The organism is Polynucleobacter meluiroseus, from assembly GCF_900205755.1.
GTDB classification, from domain to species: domain Bacteria; phylum Pseudomonadota; class Gammaproteobacteria; order Burkholderiales; family Burkholderiaceae; genus Polynucleobacter; species Polynucleobacter meluiroseus.
On the sequence record NZ_OANS01000001.1, the window covers coordinates 477,477 to 491,117 of the forward strand.

Annotated in this window: 14 protein-coding genes; 11 read left to right on the top strand and 3 right to left on the bottom strand. The window is 49.7% G+C overall.

Annotated elements, in window-relative coordinates; translation table 11 throughout:
• Nucleotides 1-56 precede the first annotated feature (56 nt).
• A complete protein-coding gene (locus tag CP950_RS02500; protein ID WP_096672259.1) occupies nucleotides 57-2,657 on the bottom strand; it encodes an Rne/Rng family ribonuclease in 2,601 nt (866 codons plus the stop codon).
• 453 nt (nucleotides 2,658-3,110) lie between these two features.
• On the opposite strand from CP950_RS02500, the gene CP950_RS02510 reads away from it, so the two are divergent.
• The 3 genes from CP950_RS02510 to sppA all read left to right on the top strand — a co-directional run bounded on the left by CP950_RS02510 (nucleotide 3,111) and on the right by sppA (nucleotide 5,865).
• Nucleotides 3,111-4,154, top strand: a complete 1,044-nt coding sequence (locus CP950_RS02510) for an RluA family pseudouridine synthase (protein WP_096672261.1) — start codon at nucleotides 3,111-3,113, stop codon at nucleotides 4,152-4,154.
• Between the two features lie 11 nt (nucleotides 4,155-4,165).
• Nucleotides 4,166-4,858 (top strand): HAD-IA family hydrolase, encoded by a 693-nt coding sequence (locus tag CP950_RS02515; protein ID WP_096672262.1) that lies wholly within the window; start codon nucleotides 4,166-4,168, stop codon nucleotides 4,856-4,858.
• 65 nt (nucleotides 4,859-4,923) lie between these two features.
• Entirely contained in the window at nucleotides 4,924-5,865 is a 942-nt protein-coding gene (gene sppA, locus CP950_RS02520) for a signal peptide peptidase SppA (protein ID WP_096672263.1), read from the top strand.
• A gap of 5 nt (nucleotides 5,866-5,870) precedes the next feature.
• Here sppA and CP950_RS02525 read toward each other — a convergent pair whose 3' ends face one another.
• Both CP950_RS02525 and CP950_RS02530 read right to left on the bottom strand, forming a co-directional pair.
• Nucleotides 5,871-6,647, bottom strand: coding sequence for an SAM-dependent methyltransferase (locus CP950_RS02525; protein ID WP_096672264.1), 777 nt, complete (start codon nucleotides 6,645-6,647; stop codon nucleotides 5,871-5,873).
• 10 nt (nucleotides 6,648-6,657) lie between these two features.
• Entirely contained in the window at nucleotides 6,658-7,290 is a 633-nt protein-coding gene (locus tag CP950_RS02530) for a Maf family nucleotide pyrophosphatase (protein ID WP_419185557.1), read from the bottom strand.
• Between the two features lie 13 nt (nucleotides 7,291-7,303).
• Here CP950_RS02530 and CP950_RS02535 point away from each other — a divergent pair, with 13 nt between their 5' ends.
• The 8 genes from CP950_RS02535 (at nucleotide 7,304) to fabF (ending at nucleotide 13,584) form a co-directional block, all read left to right on the top strand.
• Complete coding sequence (locus CP950_RS02535) at nucleotides 7,304-7,885, top strand: YceD family protein (protein ID WP_096672265.1); 582 nt, start codon at nucleotides 7,304-7,306, stop codon at nucleotides 7,883-7,885.
• 102 nt (nucleotides 7,886-7,987) lie between these two features.
• The gene (gene rpmF, locus CP950_RS02540) at nucleotides 7,988-8,167 is read left to right on the top strand and encodes a 50S ribosomal protein L32 (protein ID WP_011902241.1); all 180 of its coding nucleotides are present in this window, start codon (nucleotides 7,988-7,990) and stop codon (nucleotides 8,165-8,167) included.
• Between the two features lie 82 nt (nucleotides 8,168-8,249).
• The gene (gene plsX, locus CP950_RS02545; protein WP_096672423.1) at nucleotides 8,250-9,263 is read left to right on the top strand and encodes a phosphate acyltransferase PlsX; all 1,014 of its coding nucleotides are present in this window, start codon (nucleotides 8,250-8,252) and stop codon (nucleotides 9,261-9,263) included.
• A complete protein-coding gene (locus CP950_RS02550; RefSeq protein ID WP_096672266.1) occupies nucleotides 9,260-10,246 on the top strand; it encodes a beta-ketoacyl-ACP synthase III in 987 nt (328 codons plus the stop codon). The genes plsX and CP950_RS02550 overlap by 4 nt, the downstream gene beginning before the upstream one ends.
• 24 nt (nucleotides 10,247-10,270) lie before the next feature.
• On the top strand, nucleotides 10,271-11,206 hold the full coding sequence (gene fabD, locus CP950_RS02555; RefSeq protein ID WP_096672267.1) for an ACP S-malonyltransferase: 936 nt from the start codon (nucleotides 10,271-10,273) through the stop codon (nucleotides 11,204-11,206).
• A gap of 24 nt (nucleotides 11,207-11,230) precedes the next feature.
• Nucleotides 11,231-11,974, top strand: coding sequence for a 3-oxoacyl-ACP reductase FabG (fabG, locus tag CP950_RS02560; protein WP_096672268.1), 744 nt, complete (start codon nucleotides 11,231-11,233; stop codon nucleotides 11,972-11,974).
• Nucleotides 11,975-12,075: 101 nt separating this feature from the next.
• A complete protein-coding gene (gene acpP, locus CP950_RS02565; protein ID WP_096672269.1) occupies nucleotides 12,076-12,315 on the top strand; it encodes an acyl carrier protein in 240 nt (79 codons plus the stop codon).
• 21 nt (nucleotides 12,316-12,336) lie between these two features.
• Entirely contained in the window at nucleotides 12,337-13,584 is a 1,248-nt protein-coding gene (gene fabF / locus CP950_RS02570; protein WP_096672270.1) for a beta-ketoacyl-ACP synthase II, read from the top strand.
• Nucleotides 13,585-13,641 lie beyond the last annotated feature (57 nt).

The following is a 13,641-nucleotide window of genomic DNA, read 5'->3' on the forward strand; positions in this document are numbered from 1 at the left end:
TCTGCCAAATCGCCAAATATCCTTTTGGGATAAATGACGATCTGGAGAAAAAAGCATTACACCGATTTTTCTTTGCCGCCAGTCTCGATTAAGACCATAGGAGCATCGTTGAGGCTAACAGGCGGTTTAGGCGCTCTGCCCAAATTGGCAACTTCCGGTTTAGCTTGGATCTGCGACTGTGCTTCAGCATGCTTAGTGGTGTCAGTTCCCACCCAAACCATGCCGGCAGATTGAACTACGCTCTGCAAAGGAGTTTCTTCTAAGGGCTTGAAAGCAACCTTAGGAAGTTCTGGTACCGGCTTTGCAATCACAGCGATGGGCGCAGCAACCACTGGTGCAGGCGCAACAGTAGTTTCTGGCATTGCTTGAGTCGAAGCATTGTCAGTGCGATTGCTTTGGCGTGGTGCACGTGGCGCGCGTGGCTCTCTGGGTGTCCGCTCTTTTGCTTCTGGCAGAGCTTCATAGTGTGAAGCGCTATCAGGCATTGCTGCTGCAGAGTCGGAAGACGCAGAATTTAGAGCATCAGTTGCCTCTGGATTTGCTTCACCAGTCACTTCAGAACGCTCACCTCGTTGACCGCGACCGCGACCACGGCGATTGCGTCCACGCCCACGTCCACCTTCACCCTCTAACTTCGGTGTGGTTTCAGTTCCTGGCGCTGCCTCAGTTGTCGTAGTAGTAGCGGCTTGGTTTTCAGGTTTTGGATTGCTCGCATTGCGATTATTTCGATTGCGACCATCTTGACGACCTCGACCTTCGCGTGGAGCAGAAGTTTCGGTTGTGGAAGTCTCACCATCCGCGCTAGCTGCTGGGCGGTCAGTGCGCTCGTTACGCTCACCTCTGCGACCGCGATTACGGTTACCGTTTGTATTGCCATTGCGATTATTCGGATTGCGACCCCGGGGCACGCTTGCAGCAGGTTTCACTTCAGGCGCTGGTGATGAGGCAAAGAGTTTCTTAATAAAGCCCAAGAATCCACCAGTGGTTTCGGCTGGAGCTGCAGCGCTAGCGCGCGCAGGACGTGGCTGACTGACTGGGGCAGGTTGGTTAGGGGTAATGCCTTTAACCGCTGCTTCAGGGCGCGCTTTGACGTCTGCATCTTTACGGCTCACTGTCGTGTCAGTCTCGAGTTCGCGAGCCGCTTCTTCTGCCATCACATAGCTGGCTTTTTGGTCATCTAAGCGCGGGTCATCGTGACGCAAACGCTCTAGTTTGTAGTGCGGTGTTTCTAAATGCTTATTCGGAATCATTAAGACGTTGACTTTGAAACGAGTCTCGATTTTGATGACTTCTGGACGCTTTTCATTTAACAGGAAGGCCGCCACTTCGACAGGCACCTGTGTATGAATCGCCGCTGTATTTTCTTTCATGGCCTCTTCTTGGATGATGCGCAAGACTTGCAAGGCAGACGATTCAGTATCCCGAATGTGACCTGTGCCGTTACAGCGAGGACAGGTGACATGGCTACCTTCAGATAGGGCCGGACGTAAACGTTGGCGTGACATTTCCATCAAGCCAAATTTAGAGATCTTGCCCATTTGGACGCGAGCACGGTCATGACGCAAGGCATCACGCAGACGATTTTCAACGTCTTTTTGTGCTTTGCTCGATTCCATATCAATAAAGTCAATCACAATCAAACCACCCAAGTCACGTAAACGCGCTTGACGGGCGATTTCATCGGCAGCTTCTAAGTTGGTGCGGGTAGCGGTCTCTTCAATATCGGAGCCACGAGTAGCACGTGCGGAGTTGACGTCAACCGAAACCAAGGCCTCGGTGTGGTCAATCACGATGGCGCCACCAGATGGCAATGGCACGGTACGGGAATACGCAGTTTCAATTTGATGCTCAATTTGGAAGCGTGAGAACAAAGGCACATCGTCCTGGTAGCGCTTCACTCTAGGCAAATTATCTGGCATGACTACGGACATGAATGCCGCAGCTTGTTCGTAGATATCGTCCGTATCAATCAGAATCTCACCGATATCAGGCTGGAAGTAATCGCGGATTGCCCGAATAACTAAGCTCGACTCAAGGTAGATCAATAATGGGGCTGAATTGCCTTTTGCAGCTTCATCAATGGCAGTCCACAACTGCATGAGGTAACTTAAGTCCCATTGCAATTCAGTAGCATCGCGCCCAATACCGGCGGTACGCGCAATGATGCTCATGCCATCCGGAACCTCTAATTGAGACATGGCTTCACGCAACTCTTGACGGTCTTCGCCTTCAATGCGGCGAGAAACACCGCCACCACGGGGATTATTTGGCATTAATACCAAATAGCGACCTGCCAGAGAGACAAATGAAGTTAAGGCCGCACCTTTTTGGCCGCGCTCCTCTTTTTCTACCTGAACAATAATTTCCTGACCTTCGCGCAGGGCATCCTTAATGGAAGCGGTGCGAACATCAATACCTTCTTTAAAGTAAGTACGAGCGACTTCTTTAAATGGGAGGAAGCCATGACGTTCCTCACCGTAGTTCACAAAACAGGCCTCGAGCGATGGCTCAATGCGCGTAATAACACCTTTGTAAACGTTGCCTTTGCGTTGTTCGCGACCAGCAGCTTCAATATCGATATCGATTAACTTTTGACCATCAACAATGGCCACGCGCAACTCTTCTTGCTGAGTTGCATTAAATAACATGCGTTTCATAACACTCTCCTATTGGGGAATGTGTCGCTGCGCGGTGCGTTAGGGGACAAGTTAGATACCGCTTGGGGCATTGCCCAGCAGCGGCTTTGGAGTGTGGATCAAGCAAGTCTAAGCTTTTTTGCTTAGTACACCGATGTCCATTTTGTTTCTATCGGTGCCACACTTGACGCTCGCCGCAGAGACCTCCTTTTGGTCATCAATGCAGGCGCGCGCCTGAAAACTGTCTTCTAATCGCGGGTCGCGGCATACGGCACACCAACCCTGCGCCTCATTAAAACGGGGGAGGGGCAACCCCGGGAGTCTATTAAGGGCGACTCCAAGCTCCACGAGTCAAACCTGACTTCAGGCTGGGCTCGGGCCAATAAATTGGCTAGAGCGTTGATTATACGGCACAAGTTGAATGACAATGGGGTATTGTTAAGTCCCTCGCTGAGGTGGCGAGAGAGATAAAAAATGAAACCCGACCCCCTAATTCAGCCTTTAAAGGCAAAAGCATCAGCTCCCGCTGCCGTGCTCCTACAGACAATTGGCCCTGAAGAGGCCGGTCAACGTTTGGACAACTATCTTCTGCGGTGGGCCAAAGGCGTTCCCAAGAGCCATGTTTACCGCATTATTCGCTCTGGTGAGGTGCGGGTCAATAAAAAACGGGCTGAACCCACTACCCGCCTGATTGAAGGTGACATTGTTAGATTACCCCCGGTTCGACTGGCTGAACCCGCCCAAATGGCGGCAGTTAATACGGCTCAAACCCAATCTCGGGCACGTGGCTATTCAGACAATATGCCCATCTTGTTTGAGGATGAGGCTTTATTAATAGTTAATAAACCGGCTGGACTGGCAGTGCATGGTGGCTCAGGTATTGCATTAGGGGTCATTGAAACCTTGCGTATTACCCGCCCAGAGCTGAAATTCTTGGAATTAGTCCATCGCTTGGATCGAGATACTTCAGGCGTCCTGCTTTTAGCTAAAAAACGCAGCGCCCTTGTAGAGATGCATCGGCAAATTCGTGAAGGCCAAATAGACAAGCGCTATTACTTAATAGCCCATGGTGAGGTAAAGCAAGCTGCAGGCGTTCTGCAATTGAAATATCCCCTGCATAAGTACTTGCTCCCCAACGGTGAAAGACGGGTACGAGTTGATCCCAATGGTTTGCCGAGCCATACCGCTGTGCGGGTGGTGCAAACACTAAAGCGCGCTGAGTTGGCCATTACTTTGGCTGAAGCTCAGCTAAAGACAGGGCGCACCCATCAAATTCGGGTGCACATGCAAAAATTGGGGCATGCCATTCTGGGGGACGATAAGTACGGGTTTGAGGATCAAGATAAGCTTACTAAATCCAAACGTTTATATCTACACGCGCATTTAGCTGGCTTTATACATCCCCGTACAGGAGAAAAAATGCGCATTGAATCTCCCTTGCCCGAGCCATTTACAGCAATGATGAAGACATTTAAGCCGCTGGCTGAAAAAGACGAAGTAAGTAAACCAAGTGAGTAAAAATACCGATTATGATTGAAGACAGTAAGCCTGAAAAACGCTATGACCTGATCGTTTGGGATTGGGATGGGACCATCCTGGATTCCACGCCCACGATCGTGCAATGTATACAACAGGCTTGCAGGGATCTTGGCTTTAAGGAGCCCGACGACTCGCTGGCTAGTTCAGTGATTGGTTTGGGTATTCATGATTCCTTACGTAGGGCAGTACCGTGGATTGAGCCAGCACATTTTCCGAAATTAACTGAACGCTTTCGTTATCACTATCTATCAAAAGACAATGAGCTACATCTCTTTGCGGGGATTCGTGAATTGCTGCAAGACTTACGTGATGAGGGATATTTACTGGGGGTGGCAACTGGCAAATCTCGAGTCGGCTTAGACCGATCGATTGCCCATCACGAAATTGGACATCTGTTTCATGCAACTCGAACCGCAGATGAATCATTTTCTAAGCCCCACCCTGGCATGCTTTTGGAGTTATCTGATGCCACCTTGGTGCCAGTGCGTCGAATGCTGATGATTGGTGATACCACCCATGATTTGGAAATGGCGACTAATGCAGGGGTAGATGCGGTGGCGGTCACTTATGGCGCCCATCCAGCCAGCACCCTTGAGACAGCGCCTTCATTAGTACACGTGGACAATGTTCCCCAACTATCTCAATGGTTGCATAACAATTTAAATATGATGAGTTATTCCTAACTAGCCATAAATAATCATCAATCGTCATTAACCTAGTCGTATTCAAAGAAATAGAGAGCTAAACGATGGATCAAAACCAGCCTTGGGAGCGTCAAGCTCTAGAGCATCTTCTCTTAGAGAATTTAAAAGAGACTCGTAAAGCTCGGCGTTGGAAGGCTGTCTTCCGTATCCTTACCTTCATTATTTTGATTGGGATTGTGCTTTCAGTATTTGATTTTCATTTACCAGGCCGCGGCCTGAGTATGGAGAGGCATACCGCCTTGGTGAAACTGGAGGGAGAGATCGCTTCCAGCACGCTCGCCAATGCATCGGATATTAATTCTTCATTGGCAGCCGCCTTTGAAAATGAGCACAGTGCGGGCGTCGTATTACAAATTAATAGCCCGGGTGGCTCTCCTGTGCAGGCTGGAATGATGAATGATGAAATTCATCGCTTACGCAAGCTCTATCCCAGCAAACCTTTTTATGTTGTGGTTGAAGATATTTGCGCTTCTGGTGGGTATTACGTTGCTGTTGCTAGCGACCAAATCTTGGTGGACAAAGCCAGCTTGGTGGGCTCCATCGGCGTGATCATGGAAGGCTTCGGCTTCACGGGTTTAATGGATAAATTAGGCGTTACGCGTCGCATGATTACCGCTGGTTCTAATAAAGGCATGCTCGACCCCTTCTCCAAAGAAAACCCCCAACAGGTGGAGATGTTAAAAACCATGATTGATGAGATTCATCAGCAATTTATCGCGGTGGTCAAAGAGGGGCGCGGCACACGTTTAAAAGATGCGCCAGAACTGTTTTCAGGGCGGGTTTGGAATGGCGAGCAAGCTGTCAAATTAGGCTTAGTAGACGGCTACGGCACAGTCGACTCCGTAGCGCGGGATATTATTAAGGCGCCAGATATTTTGGATTACACCGTGAAAGAAAACTTTGCCGAACGCGTTGCAAAACGCTTTGGCGCAGAGGCCGGCGCAGCCGCTGGTAAGGCACTTATCAAAACGCCTGACCTCAAATAATCAACTCAGGCCAGCAACAAAAATATCGCCGGTCTGTTTTGGAAGACTGCGCAAGCCGCCTCATTTGGGTAGCGCTTGCGCCAGTCGGCAATACTCAAGGTGCTAATCATTTCCGATTTCAGGCTGAGGTCTACGCCTAGACAGAGCAGTGATTGGGGCGCCAAAGTATTTAAGCAGGCCATCAACATTGCCACATTTCGATAGGGTGTCTCAATCCAAATTTGGGTTTGTTGCAATTTTCGGGATTCAACTTCCAGTTGCTTGAGTTTAGTAATACGCTCTTGGGCGTCATGTGGAACATAGCCCTGAAAAGCAAAGCGTTGACCATTCAGTCCACTGGCCATCAAGCCGAGCAAGATTGAGCTTGGCCCCACCATGGGTTTCACAATGGCGCCCATCTGATGGGCGGCAAGCACCAATTCCGCACCGGGATCAGCCACGCCGGGGACGCCAGCCTCCGACATGAGGCCCATATCATTCCCCGCTAGTAATGGTTTTAATAAGTCGAGTGGCTTCACCGCGTCTGCGTACTTGGCATTGCGTGCAGCCCCGCGCCATTCACTCATCTGCATCTCTTGAATAGGGCAAATCAGTGGCGTCAACTGCTCCACTGCTTTCAAAAAAGCCCGCGCCGTTTTGGCATCCTCCACAATCCAGTGCTGGAGTTTGGCGGTATGAAGCAACGTCTCGTTTGGCAGCACCCAAGGCAATTGTTCTGTCCGCGCTTCATCACCTAAGGTATTGGGAATTAAGTAGAGGGTCCCTAAGGTTGGGTTTGGCATGGTGCAATCTTTAGTTGGTTGGTTTTGGTGGAATTGCAAAGCCTGCAGCGCGTAACAAGCCACTGAGCGCAATCAAGGGTAAACCGATTAACGCCGTGGGATCATCGCTTTTTACCTGCTCTAAGAGGCTAATGCCAAGACCTTCTGACTTGGCGCTACCTGCACAGTCATAAGGTTGCTCAGTGAGTAGATAGGCTTCTAGAGCCTCATCAGGCAGATTCCGAAAACGCACCTCGGTAGGAATGTTGATAGTAGTTTCGGCTGCACCATGCATTAAGCACAGTGCAGTTTGGAAAATAACCGTGGCGCCCCGCATTAGTTGGAGTTGTGCCATGGCACGTTCAAAGTTCCCAGGCTTACCAATCGCTGCACCACAAAAATTCGCCACTTGATCGGAGCCAATGACCCAGGCATGGGGATAATCTTTGGCAACTGCTGCGGCTTTTGCCTGAGCGAGACGAAGCGCCAAAGCGACGGTGCTCTCGCCGGGCAAGGGGGTTTCATCTACATTGGGAGAGATCACCTCAAAAGGGATGCCCAGTCGCTGGAGTAATTCACGCCGATAGGGGGAGGTGGAGGCCAAAATTAGGTGATTTTTTGGGGAATCGCTCATTGCTGCGGCTACTTTCATGGATGGCTTCATTTAGACTGATACTATGAATCGTAATCAAGTTTTAACTCAAGTCGAACTTTCCGCAGATCCCGTCATGTTAGGCAAGGTCGATTTTTGCGCTCCCCATCCTTATAAAGGGAGGGGATTCTTAGCTTTGTCTGCGCTCCCGCGAGTGGCGGCCGAGGCGTCGACCATCAGTCAGGAGGATGGCTTTCATTGGACGGTGGCGACCCATTTTGAGGCAGCGCCTGGAGGCGAACCCATTCAAATCCTGCAACTGGGGCTTGAGGGTCGGATTGAGCTGGTTTGTCAGCGCTGCTTAAAGGATTTCGCCTTTAACTTAAAGGCCAACAGCGAATTTGTGCTGTTAAAGAACGAGGCTGAGGCGGACGCCTACCCCATTGAAGATGACCACCGCGAGCCTTTGGTGGCGAGCCAGCAGTTTGATCTTTTGGGCACCATTGAAGATGAAATCCTGCTTTCCTTGCCTTTGATACCGAAACATCCTGACGCAAACTGCGCTCCATTGAGTACAAGCTTCGGCGAAGATGACCCTGCCGCAGAGGCCCTTGAAAAGCCACAAAACCCCTTTAAGGCCTTGAAAGATAAGCTAAAAGTAGAATAAGTCTGCGGCGAGTCGGTATCTGCAATTCAGCGAATATTCCTTGTAGTACGCACTTTTGCATGATTTCTTATGTTAGAATATCGCCTTGCTTAGGAGTTCAATATGGCCGTCCAACAGAATAAAAAATCACCTTCCAAACGTGGCATGCACCGTGCGCACGACTTTTTAACCGCACCTGCTACGGCTGTTGAAGCCACAACTGGTGAGGCTCACTTGCGTCACCACATTTCACCAAACGGCTACTATCGTGGTCGTAAGGTAGTTAAAACAAAAAACGACTAATTTCTTAGTCAAATAGATCGAAGCGGCTCCCTTAAAAGCCGCTTTTTTCTTGAATAAACCAATTGCAGCAATTCATACATTTATGAGTGTCACTCTTGCCATTGATGCCATGGGCGGCGACCATGGCATTGTGGTCACAGTCCCTGCTTGTTGTGATTTCCTCGAAAAGCATGACGACGTCAAGATCGCCTTAGTTGGTGATGCGGAGCTACTTAAGCAGGCCTTAAGTCAATTTCCCAATGCGCTTACTCAGCGGGTTGAGATCGTGCCTGCTACCGAGGTAGTTTTAATGGACGATCCCATTGAGGTCGCTCTGCGTCGCAAAAAAGATTCTTCGATGCGGGTAGCGATTGAGTGGGTCAGGGACGGCAAAGCCGATGCGATCATCTCAGCAGGCAATACTGGCGCCCTCATGGCGATTTCACGTTACATCTTGAAAACTTTAGAGGGTGTCGATCGCCCTGCGATTGCGACCGCAATTCCCAATGAATTAGGGCGCGGCACCACCATGCTCGACTTAGGCGCGAATGCCGATTGCGAACCCATGCACTTAGTTCAGTTTGCCCAAATGGCAAATGTGATGGTGCAAGTGGTCGACGGCACCGCCAATCCTTCCATTGGCCTTCTCAATATTGGTGAGGAGGTAATTAAGGGCAATGAGGTGGTCAAGCAAACCAGTGAACTCTTGCGCCAAACCAACTTGAACTTTTACGGCAATGTCGAAGGTAATGACATCTATAAAGGCACTACTGACATCGTGGTGTGTGATGGATTTGTGGGAAACATTGTCTTGAAGGCCAGCGAAGGCTTAGCCAAAATGATGAGCGGCATGATCCGCGAGGAATTTAATCGCTCTTTGATGACCAAGGTAATGGCGATTTGCGCCATGGTACCGTTGTTAAGAGTCCGCAAGCGAGTCGATCACCGCCGTTACAACGGAGCTGTCCTACTCGGTTTACGGGGTTGTGTGATTAAAAGCCATGGCTCCGCAGATCGCTTTGCGTATGGATTTGCCTTAGACAGGGCTTATGAAGCAGCTAAAAATCGCTTAGTAGATCGTATTGCTCAAGCGTTTGCACTTGAGGTAAAAGAATGACGCTATACGCACGTATTGCAGGAACCGGCAGTTACTTACCTGAGCAGCGTTTAGACAATGACGCCATGGTTGCACGCTTAGCCGCACTAAATATTGAAACAAGTGACGAATGGATTTTCACGCGTAGTGGTATCTCAGCACGTCACTTCGCAGCAGAAAATGAACTTACTAGTGATTTAGCAGTGAAGGCTGCACAAGCTGCACTGGCTAGCGCCGGGGTAAACGCTGACGAGCTTGACCTCATTATTTTGGCAACCTCTACCCCCGATCATCTGGGAGGATTTCCGAGTACAGCTTGCGTAGTACAAGATAAATTGGGGGCCCACAATCAGTGCGCTGCTTTTGACGTGCAAGCAGTCTGCGCGGGCTTTATGTATGCCCTTGCTACTGCTGATGCCTTTATTCGCACGGGTACGTATAAAAAAGTGATGGTGATAGGTGCTGAAACTTTTTCTCGGATTTTGGATTTTAAGGACCGCACGACCTCGGTTTTGTTTGGTGATGGTGCTGGTGCAGTTATCCTTGAGGCGTCTTCTGAGCCCGGTATTTTATCGACCGCACTTCATGCCGATGGTAGCCAGCGCGCCATTCTATGTGTCCCGGGGCGCAGTACACAAGGCGGCATAGCAGGCTCTGCTTTTATGACCATGGATGGTCCAGCGGTTTTTAAGTTAGCCGTGAAAGTGCTTGAGCAAGTAGCGCGCGAGGCTTTGGAAAAGGCCCATCTCGAGCCAGAACAGATTGATTGGCTGGTGCCACATCAAGCTAATATTCGCATTATGGAAAGTACCGCCCGCAAAATGGGCTTGGGTATGGAAAAGGTCATCGTAACTGTGCACGAACACGGCAATACTTCGGCCGCTTCGATTCCATTAGCTTTGGATTGTGGGGTACGCTCTGGTCAAATCCAGCGTGGACATCGTCTCTTATTAGAGGGTGTTGGCGGCGGATTTGCATGGGGTGCAGTGGTCGTCAAGTATTAGCCCTTAATTAACGAATTGAATCCCATGACATTTGCATTTGTATTTCCAGGACAAGGTTCGCAATCCATCGGTATGCTCAGCACGATCGAGGGGCGACCTGAAGTGCGCGCAACTTTGCAAGAGGCTTCTGAAGCCTTGGGAGAAGATATCGGCAAACTCATTGCCGAGGGTCCTGCCGAAGTCTTGGCCTTAACTACCAATACTCAGCCCGTGATGTTGACTGCGGCAATTGCGTTTTATCGAGCTTGGTTGGCTTCTGGCGGTGTGCTTCCTACGGTCATGGCCGGCCATAGTTTGGGTGAGTATTCCGCCTTAGTTGCTGCGGGAGTGATTGCCTTCAAAGACGCAGTGCCCTTAGTCCGTTTTCGCGCTGAAGCGATGCAAAATGCAGTCCCCATCGGAACCGGTGGCATGGCGGCAATTTTGGGCTTGGAAGATGAGATCGTCCAAACCGTGTGCGCACAAGCTGCTCTTGAAGCCGGGGAAGTGGTTGAAGCGGTGAACTTTAACGCCCCTGGTCAAGTGGTAATTGCGGGTTCTAGCCAAGCCGTTACGAAAGCTTGTGAGTTATTAAAGGCGGCAGGTGCCAAGCGGGCTTTACCCTTACCAGTCTCAGCACCGTTTCATTCTTCATTGCTGCAGCCTGCCTCCGAAAAGCTTAAAGAGTACTTGGGGGATATTGAATTCAAATCTCCCACTATCGCTGTTATTAACAATGTGGATGTCACTAGTCTATTTGATCCGGTAGCTATTAAAGATGCCTTAGTCAGGCAAGCGGCCAGTCCTGTACGCTGGCAAGAAACAATTAATGCCATGGCGCATCAAGGTATAACCCAAGTGGCGGAGTGTGGCCCGGGCAAGGTATTAGCGGGTTTGACCAAGCGCATTAATCCGCAAGTTACGGGCATCCCTATTTTTGATGAAGCTAGTCTGAATGCTGCTTTGGCAGAGTTAAGTTAATTAAGCCCTGAGGAAAGAAAAAACATGAATATCGACTTGAGCGGACAAATTGCCTTGGTTACTGGCGCATCGCGCGGTATTGGCCGGGCAATTGCAGATGAGCTAATGGCTTGTGGTGCCAAGGTCATCGGTACAGCCACCTCAGATGACGGTGCAAAAGCGATTAATGAGCGTTTGCAGGCCAATGGTGGTCGTGGTTTAGCCTTAAATGTAACGGATTCCAAAGCCTGTGAGGACATCATTGATTTGATCGTGAAAGAGTTTGGCGGAATTCAGATCCTGGTGAATAACGCGGGCATTACCCGTGATCAACTCTCGATGCGCATGAAATCAGATGAGTGGTCTGATGTCATTGATACCAATCTAAGTGCAGTTTTTCGCTTATCGCAGGCAGTGATGCGTCCGATGATGAAGGCGCGTAGCGGTCGCATTATTAACATTACGTCGATTGTGGGCCACATGGGTAACCCTGGGCAGGCGAATTATGCTGCTGCCAAAGCAGGTGTGACTGGAATGACCCGCGCCTTAGCCCGCGAAATCGGCAGCAGAAACATCACCGTTAACTGCGTCGCCCCCGGCTTTATTGATACAGATATGACCCGCGCTTTGAGCGAGGAGCAGCAAACCGCCTTAAAGGCGAATATTCCCTTGGCGCGCCTCGGTAGCCCAGAAGATGTTGCTCAGGCAGTGGCGTTTTTGGCCTCTCCAGCAGCCGGATATATCACTGGAAACACCTTACATGTCAATGGCGGACTCTATCTGGCCTAAAAGTACACAGGGATTTCATCATTTTTTTGCAGATTTGCTGTTTTAGTCTGCTTAACTGATAAAATCTGTCAATTGTTTTTTTACAACCCTTGGGGCAATTAATGGATAACATCGAACAACGCGTTAAGAAAATCGTCGCTGAGCAATTGGGCGTCGCAGAAGCAGATATCAAAAATGAATCTTCTTTTGTAAATGACCTAGGTGCAGACTCTCTTGACACAGTTGAACTGGTAATGGCTTTAGAAGATGAATTCGGAATTGAAATTCCGGATGAAGAAGCTGAAAAAATTACTACCGTTCAGCTCGCTATCGATTTCGCCACGTCTAAAGCTCAGGGTTAATTCCCCGGCCTTATTAGTACAGTGTCTGCGTTAAATGGCCGACGCCGGGTAGTTGTTACCGGCTTAGGTCTTATCTCACCTGTTGGCAATTCAGTTGATACTGCTTGGGCTAATTTGCTCGAGGGTAAATCTGGTATTGCTACCGTCACCAAATTCGACCACTCCGCTCTGAGCGTGCATTTTGCTGGAGAAGTGAAGGATTTCAATGTCGAAGAATATGTCTCCGCCAAAGAAGCGCGCCATATGGATACCTTTATCCACTATGGCATAGCTGCTGGTGCTCAAGCCCTGCTTGATAGTGGCTTGCAGGTTACCGAAGAGAATGCGGAGCGAGTTGGTGTCATGGTGGGTTCGGGTATTGGCGGTTTGCCAATGATCGAGGAAACCGGCGCAGAATTATTGGCGCGCGGACCTCGTCGGATTTCACCTTTCTTTGTGCCTGGCTCCATCATTAATATGATTTCTGGGCACCTCAGTATTTTGTTTGGTCTGAAAGGACCTAACGTTGCTGCAGTGACGGCTTGTACGACTGGTTTGCACAGTATTGGTTTAGCAGCGCGCTTGATTCAGTATGGCGATGCTGATGTCATGGTGGCTGGCGGCTCTGAATCGACGATCTCCGCTCTCGGAATCGGCGGCTTTGCCTCTGCCCGTGCGCTCTCAACCCGTAATGATGATCCCGCTACCGCTTCTCGTCCTTGGGATAGAGATCGCGATGGCTTTGTCTTGGGTGAAGGAGCTGGGGTATTGGTTATTGAAGAGTATGAACATGCCAAAGCGCGCGGCGCAAAGATCTATTGCGAATTGCTTGGCTTTGGTATGAGTGGTGATGCTTATCATATGACCGCACCAAGCATGGACGGCCCTCGCCGTTGTATGTTGAATGCGATGCGTGATGCCGGCCTCAATGCAGATCAAATTGATTACATCAATGCCCATGGAACTTCTACGCCGTTAGGCGACAAGAACGAAACTGGCGCAATTAAAGCGGCCTTAGGGGATCACGCGAAGAAGGTTCTAGTGAATTCCACTAAGTCGATGACGGGTCATCTTCTAGGTGGCGCTGGTGGTTTGGAATCTGTCTTTACCGTCTTGGCTTTGCATCACCAAAAATCACCCCCCACGATTAACATCTTTAATCAAGATCCCGAATGTGACTTGGACTATTGCGCCAACACCGCAAGGGATGTCAAGATTGACCATGCCGTCAAAAACAATTTCGGTTTTGGGGGTACTAACGGCACCCTGATTTTTTCCCGGTTGAGCTAATATCCTCATTAAGTTACCCCTTAATTTGACGGAGTGGTTTTGACCAAGCAGACCAGC

What these genes read in the sequence shown, in the direction of transcription:
- CP950_RS02500 (WP_096672259.1), bottom strand. Translation starts at nt 2,657, where the DNA reads ATGAAACGCATGTTATTTAATGCAACTCAGCAAGAAGAGTTGCGCGTG.
- CP950_RS02510 (WP_096672261.1), top strand. Translation starts at nt 3,111, where the DNA reads ATGAAACCCGACCCCCTAATTCAGCCTTTAAAGGCAAAAGCATCAGCT.
- CP950_RS02515 (WP_096672262.1), top strand. Translation starts at nt 4,166, where the DNA reads ATGATTGAAGACAGTAAGCCTGAAAAACGCTATGACCTGATCGTTTGG.
- sppA (WP_096672263.1), top strand. Translation starts at nt 4,924, where the DNA reads ATGGATCAAAACCAGCCTTGGGAGCGTCAAGCTCTAGAGCATCTTCTC.
- CP950_RS02525 (WP_096672264.1), bottom strand. Translation starts at nt 6,647, where the DNA reads ATGCCAAACCCAACCTTAGGGACCCTCTACTTAATTCCCAATACCTTA.
- CP950_RS02530 (WP_419185557.1), bottom strand. Translation starts at nt 7,290, where the DNA reads ATGAAGCCATCCATGAAAGTAGCCGCAGCAATGAGCGATTCCCCAAAA.
- CP950_RS02535 (WP_096672265.1), top strand. Translation starts at nt 7,304, where the DNA reads ATGAATCGTAATCAAGTTTTAACTCAAGTCGAACTTTCCGCAGATCCC.
- rpmF (WP_011902241.1), top strand. Translation starts at nt 7,988, where the DNA reads ATGGCCGTCCAACAGAATAAAAAATCACCTTCCAAACGTGGCATGCAC.
- plsX (WP_096672423.1), top strand. Translation starts at nt 8,250, where the DNA reads ATGAGTGTCACTCTTGCCATTGATGCCATGGGCGGCGACCATGGCATT.
- CP950_RS02550 (WP_096672266.1), top strand. Translation starts at nt 9,260, where the DNA reads ATGACGCTATACGCACGTATTGCAGGAACCGGCAGTTACTTACCTGAG.
- fabD (WP_096672267.1), top strand. Translation starts at nt 10,271, where the DNA reads ATGACATTTGCATTTGTATTTCCAGGACAAGGTTCGCAATCCATCGGT.
- fabG (WP_096672268.1), top strand. Translation starts at nt 11,231, where the DNA reads ATGAATATCGACTTGAGCGGACAAATTGCCTTGGTTACTGGCGCATCG.
- acpP (WP_096672269.1), top strand. Translation starts at nt 12,076, where the DNA reads ATGGATAACATCGAACAACGCGTTAAGAAAATCGTCGCTGAGCAATTG.